The following is a 5,537-nucleotide window of genomic DNA, read 5'->3' as shown; positions in this document are numbered from 1 at the left end:
TTCACCCTATTTCGGGTTGCAGACCCATTTCGGCATCTGTATAGTTGTATGAGTCGCCGCGGCGAGGAGGAAAAAACGAAGAACTTCTTCGGTGTTTCTCCTAGTCAGAAGCGGTTGAATGACTTTCAATTGTATAGTGTTTTGGTTTCTTGCTTAGAAGATTCTTGGTCATCTGAATGGTGATGTTGGAGGAGTTTAGGAAAGAAACATTGTGGTGTGAATCACGGAAAACGGATTTGCATGACATACAAAACGCTGGTATAGTTGATTGAGTTGCCGCGGGAACGCGGTAATAAACGAAATAACATGAATGACCGTTCAACGGTAAAACTTGCTCGAAAGAGCAAGTTGAGGTGTTGAATCGGTGTGTTGCTTGAGAACTCAATAGTGTGCTTTGTTCAATAAAATCACCATTATGGTGATGGAAACTGAAACTAATACCAAATATTTATTTATATTTGATAATCATCAAATGGTTTCAAATTTAGTCAGCTTGAGTCACGCACCCCCGTGTGTGATTCGCTGTTTGAGATCAGATTATCAAGCTTTTCTATTTTTTCAACGGAGAGTTTGATTCTGGCTCAGGACGAACGCTGGCGGCGTGCTTAACACATGCAAGTCGAACGATGAAGCCTAGCTTGCTAGGTGGATTAGTGGCGAACGGGTGAGTAATACGTGAGTAACCTACCTTTAACTCTGGGATAAGCCTGGGAAACTGGGTCTAATACCGGATACGACCAATCTCCGCATGGGGTGTTGGTGGAAAGCGTTATGTAGTGGTTATAGATGGGCTCACGGCCTATCAGCTTGTTGGTGAGGTAACGGCTCACCAAGGCGACGACGGGTAGCCGGCCTGAGAGGGTGACCGGCCACACTGGGACTGAGACACGGCCCAGACTCCTACGGGAGGCAGCAGTGGGGAATATTGCACAATGGGCGCAAGCCTGATGCAGCGACGCCGCGTGAGGGATGACGGCCTTCGGGTTGTAAACCTCTGTTAGCAGGGAAGAAGAGAGATTGACGGTACCTGCAGAGAAAGCGCCGGCTAACTACGTGCCAGCAGCCGCGGTAATACGTAGGGCGCGAGCGTTGTCCGGAATTATTGGGCGTAAAGAGCTTGTAGGCGGTTTGTCGCGTCTGCTGTGAAAGGCCGGAGCTTAACTCCGTGTATTGCAGTGGGTACGGGCAGACTAGAGTGCAGTAGGGGAGACTGGAATTCCTGGTGTAGCGGTGGAATGCGCAGATATCAGGAGGAACACCGATGGCGAAGGCAGGTCTCTGGGCTGTAACTGACGCTGAGAAGCGAAAGCATGGGGAGCGAACAGGATTAGATACCCTGGTAGTCCATGCCGTAAACGTTGGGCACTAGGTGTGGGGAACATTCCACGTTTTCCGCGCCGTAGCTAACGCATTAAGTGCCCCGCCTGGGGAGTACGGCCGCAAGGCTAAAACTCAAAGAAATTGACGGGGGCCCGCACAAGCGGCGGAGCATGCGGATTAATTCGATGCAACGCGAAGAACCTTACCAAGGCTTGACATATACTGGACCGCATCAGAGATGGTGTTTCCCTTCGGGGCTGGTATACAGGTGGTGCATGGTTGTCGTCAGCTCGTGTCGTGAGATGTTGGGTTAAGTCCCGCAACGAGCGCAACCCTCGTTCTATGTTGCCAGCACGTTATGGTGGGGACTCATAGGAGACTGCCGGGGTCAACTCGGAGGAAGGTGGGGATGACGTCAAATCATCATGCCCCTTATGTCTTGGGCTTCACGCATGCTACAATGGCCGGTACAGAGGGTTGCGATACTGTGAGGTGGAGCTAATCCCTAAAAGCCGGTCTCAGTTCGGATTGGGGTCTGCAACTCGACCCCATGAAGTCGGAGTCGCTAGTAATCGCAGATCAGCAACGCTGCGGTGAATACGTTCCCGGGCCTTGTACACACCGCCCGTCAAGTCACGAAAGTTGGTAACACCCAAAGCCGGTGGCCTAACCCTTTTGGGAGGGAGCCGTCTAAGGTGGGATTGGCGATTGGGACTAAGTCGTAACAAGGTAGCCGTACCGGAAGGTGCGGCTGGATCACCTCCTTTCTAAGGAGCACATTTAGTTGGCCATGCTACCCGCGAGTGTCGGGTGGGTGGTTTTGCTCATGGGTGGAATATTGGTTTTGGGTTGGATGAGGCGCATTGTTGGGTTTTGGGGTAACACATTAGTGTTGTTCCTTTGTTTGCCTGGCATGGTGATGATGCAAATGTTTTTGTTTGTGTTGTTGTTGTGTTGTGGGTTGTTGTTTGAGAACTATATAGTGGACGCGAGCATCTTCTGGAATTTGCGTTGAATCAATGCTTTGGTGTTGGTTTGATTGTTGATTTTAGATTCTTATTTTTCTTGATTGTGTGTAAGTTATTAAGGGCACACGGTGGATGCCTTGGCATTAAGAGCCGATGAAGGACGTGTGAATCTGCGATAAGCCTCGGGGAGCCGATAACTGGGCTGTGATCCGAGGATTTCCGAATGGGGAAACCTGGCTCATCTTCATGGTGAGTTACCGCCAGCTGAATGTATAGGCTGGTTGGGGGGAACGCGGGGAAGTGAAACATCTCAGTACCCGCAGGAAGAGAAAATAAAGTAATGATTCTGTGAGTAGTGGCGAGCGAAAGCGGAAGAGACTAAACCTGTGGTGTGTGATAGCGGTTAGGCGTTGCATCATGGGGGTTGTGGGAGTCACAGTGGCAGTTCTAACTGGCTGCCGGCATGATGTTCAGGATGGTAGGTGAACGACTTGGAATGGTCGGCCGTAGAGGGTGAGAGTCCCGTAATCGAAATTGTTCTGTCCGTGGTGTGGCCACCCGAGTAGCACGGGGCTCGTGGAATCTCGTGTGAATCTGCCAGGACCACCTGGTAAGTCTAAATACTTCTTAATGACCGATAGTGAATCAGTACCGTGAGGGAATGGTGAAAAGTACCCCGGGAGGGGAGTGAAATAGTACCTGAAACCGTGTGCTTACAAGCCGTTGGAGCCTTTTGGGGTGACAGCGTGCCTTTTGAAGAATGAGCCTGCGAGTTAGTGTTATGTCGCGAGGTTAACCCGTGTGGGGTATCCGTAGCGAAAGCGAGTCTGAATAGGGCGTTTGAGTGGCATGACCTAGACCCGAAGCGGAGTGATCTATCCATGGCCAGGTTGAAGCGACGGTAAGACGTCGTGGAGGACCGAACCCACTTCAGTTGAAAATGGAGGGGATGAGCTGTGGATAGGGGTGAAAGGCCAATCAAACTCTGTGATAGCTGGTTCTCCCCGAAATGCATTTAGGTGCAGCGTTACGTGTTTCTTGCCGGAGGTAGAGCTACTGGATGGCCGATGGGCCTTCACGGGTTACTGACGTCAGCTAAACTCCGAATGCCGGTAAGTGAGAGCGTAGCAGTGAGACAGTGGGGGATAAGCTTCATTGTCGAGAGGGAAACAGCCCAGACCACCAACTAAGGCCCCTAAGCGTGTGCTAAGTGGGAAAGGATGTGGAGTTGCTTAGACAACCAGGAGGTTGGCTTAGAAGCAGCCATCCTTGAAAGAGTGCGTAACAGCTCACTGGTCAAGTGATTCTGCGCCGATAATGTAGCGGGGCTCAAGTACACCGCCGAAGTTGTGGCAATGACCTTTTTTGGTTGTTGGGTAGGGGAGCGTCGTGTAGCCGGTGAAGCTGCGGTGTAAACCAGTGGTGGAGGCTATGCGAGTGAGAATGCAGGCATGAGTAGCGAAAGATGAGTGAGAAACTCATCCGCCGGATGATCAAGGGTTCCAGGGTCAAGTTAATCTGCCCTGGGTTAGTCGGGGCCTAAGGCGAGGCCGACAGGCGTAGTCGATGGATAACGGGTTGATATTCCCGTACCGGTGAAAAACCGCCCATACTGATATTGTGATGCTAACCATGCGAAGCATGATGTGCAGGCTTTTGTTTGTGTGTTGTGTGGGTTGTGGGACCCGATCTTTGGAGGTAAACGTATTAACAGGTGTGACGCAGGAAGGTAGCCAAGCCACGCGATGGTTGTCGTGGTCTAAGCGTGTAGGGTTGTCGGTTGTTAAATGCGCCGGCTGTGTGCCTGAGACGTGATGGGACCCCGTTTTTGGGGGATTTGGTGATCCTATGCTGCCGAGAAAAGCATCGGCGTGAGGTTTTAGCCGCCCGTACCCTAAACCGACACAGGTGATCAGGTAGAGAATACTAAGGCGATCGAGAGAATCATGGTTAAGGAACTCGGCAAAATGCCCCCGTAACTTCGGGAGAAGGGGGACCTTGAGCGTGATGGGCACTTGCTGCCTGGAGCGTGTATGGGTCGCAGAGACCAGGGGGAAGCGACTGTTTATCAAAAACACAGGTCCGTGCGAAGTCGTAAGACGATGTATACGGACTGACTCCTGCCCGGTGCTGGAAGGTTAAGAGGATTGGTTAGCCCTTTTGGGCGAAGCTGAGAATTTAAGCCCCAGTAAACGGCGGTGGTAACTATAACCATCCTAAGGTAGCGAAATTCCTTGTCGGGTAAGTTCCGACCTGCACGAATGGAGTAACGACTTCCCTACTGTCTCAACCATGAACTCGGCGAAATTGCAGTACGAGTAAAGATGCTCGTTTCGCGCAGCAGGACGGAAAGACCCCGTGACCTTTACTATAGTTTGGTATTGGTGTTTGGTTTGGCTTGTGTAGGATAGGTGGGAGACTGTGAAGCATGGACGCTAGTTTGTGTGGAGTCGTTGTTGAAATACCACTCTGGTCAATCTGGATGTCTAACTTCGGGCCATGATCTGGTTCAGGGACAGTGCCTGATGGGTAGTTTAACTGGGGCGGTTGCCTCCTAAAGTGTAACGGAGGCGCCCAAAGGTTCCCTCAGCCTGGTTGGCAATCAGGTGTTGAGTGTAAGTGCACAAGGGAGCTTGACTGTGAGACTGGCAGGTCGAGCAGGGACGAAAGTCGGGACTAGTGATCCGGCGGTACGTTGTGGAACGGCCGTCGCTCAACGGATAAAAGGTACCTCGGGGATAACAGGCTGATCTTGCCCAAGAGTCCATATCGACGGCATGGTTTGGCACCTCGATGTCGGCTCGTCGCATCCTGGGGCTGGAGTCGGTCCCAAGGGTTGGGCTGTTCGCCCATTAAAGCGGTACGCGAGCTGGGTTCAGAACGTCGTGAGACAGTTCGGTCCCTATCCGCTGCGCGCGTTGGAAATTTGAGAAAGGCTGTCCTTAGTACGAGAGGACCGGGACGGACGAACCTCTGGTATGTCAGTTGTACCGCCAGGTGCATGGCTGATTGGCTACGTTCGGGAGGGATAACCGCTGAAAGCATCTAAGCGGGAAGCCTGTTTCGAGATGAGATTTCCTGGCACTTTTTGGTGTGTGAGGCTCCTTATAGATGATGAGGTTGATAGGCCGGGTATGGAAGCGAGGACTGAAGACTCGTGGAGTTGACTGGTACTAATAGGTCGAAGGCTTACTTTTCAGGAAGTTGTTTGTTGTTTGCGTTCACTGTATGGTTTTTGGATAACAATCC

The 5,537-nt window shown here is 51.6% G+C and carries 2 rRNA genes; both read left to right on the top strand.

Annotation, left to right across the window (positions count from 1 at the left end):
• The first annotated feature begins 558 nt into the window (after nucleotides 1–558).
• Nucleotides 559–2,087: ribosomal RNA gene (locus tag HMPREF2927_RS00025) — 16S ribosomal RNA — on the top strand.
• A gap of 306 nt (nucleotides 2,088–2,393) precedes the next feature.
• A 23S ribosomal RNA gene (locus HMPREF2927_RS00015) occupies nucleotides 2,394–5,485 on the top strand.
• The 16S and 23S rRNA genes sit together here, the layout of an rRNA operon.
• The last annotated feature ends 52 nt before the right edge of the window (nucleotides 5,486–5,537 follow it).

The organism is Rothia sp. HMSC061E04, from assembly GCF_001813685.1.
In the GTDB taxonomy this organism is placed as follows: Bacteria; Actinomycetota; Actinomycetes; order Actinomycetales; family Micrococcaceae; genus Rothia; species Rothia mucilaginosa.
Note: the sequence above shows the minus strand (reverse complement) of the source record. Positions and strands in the feature narration are given on the sequence as shown.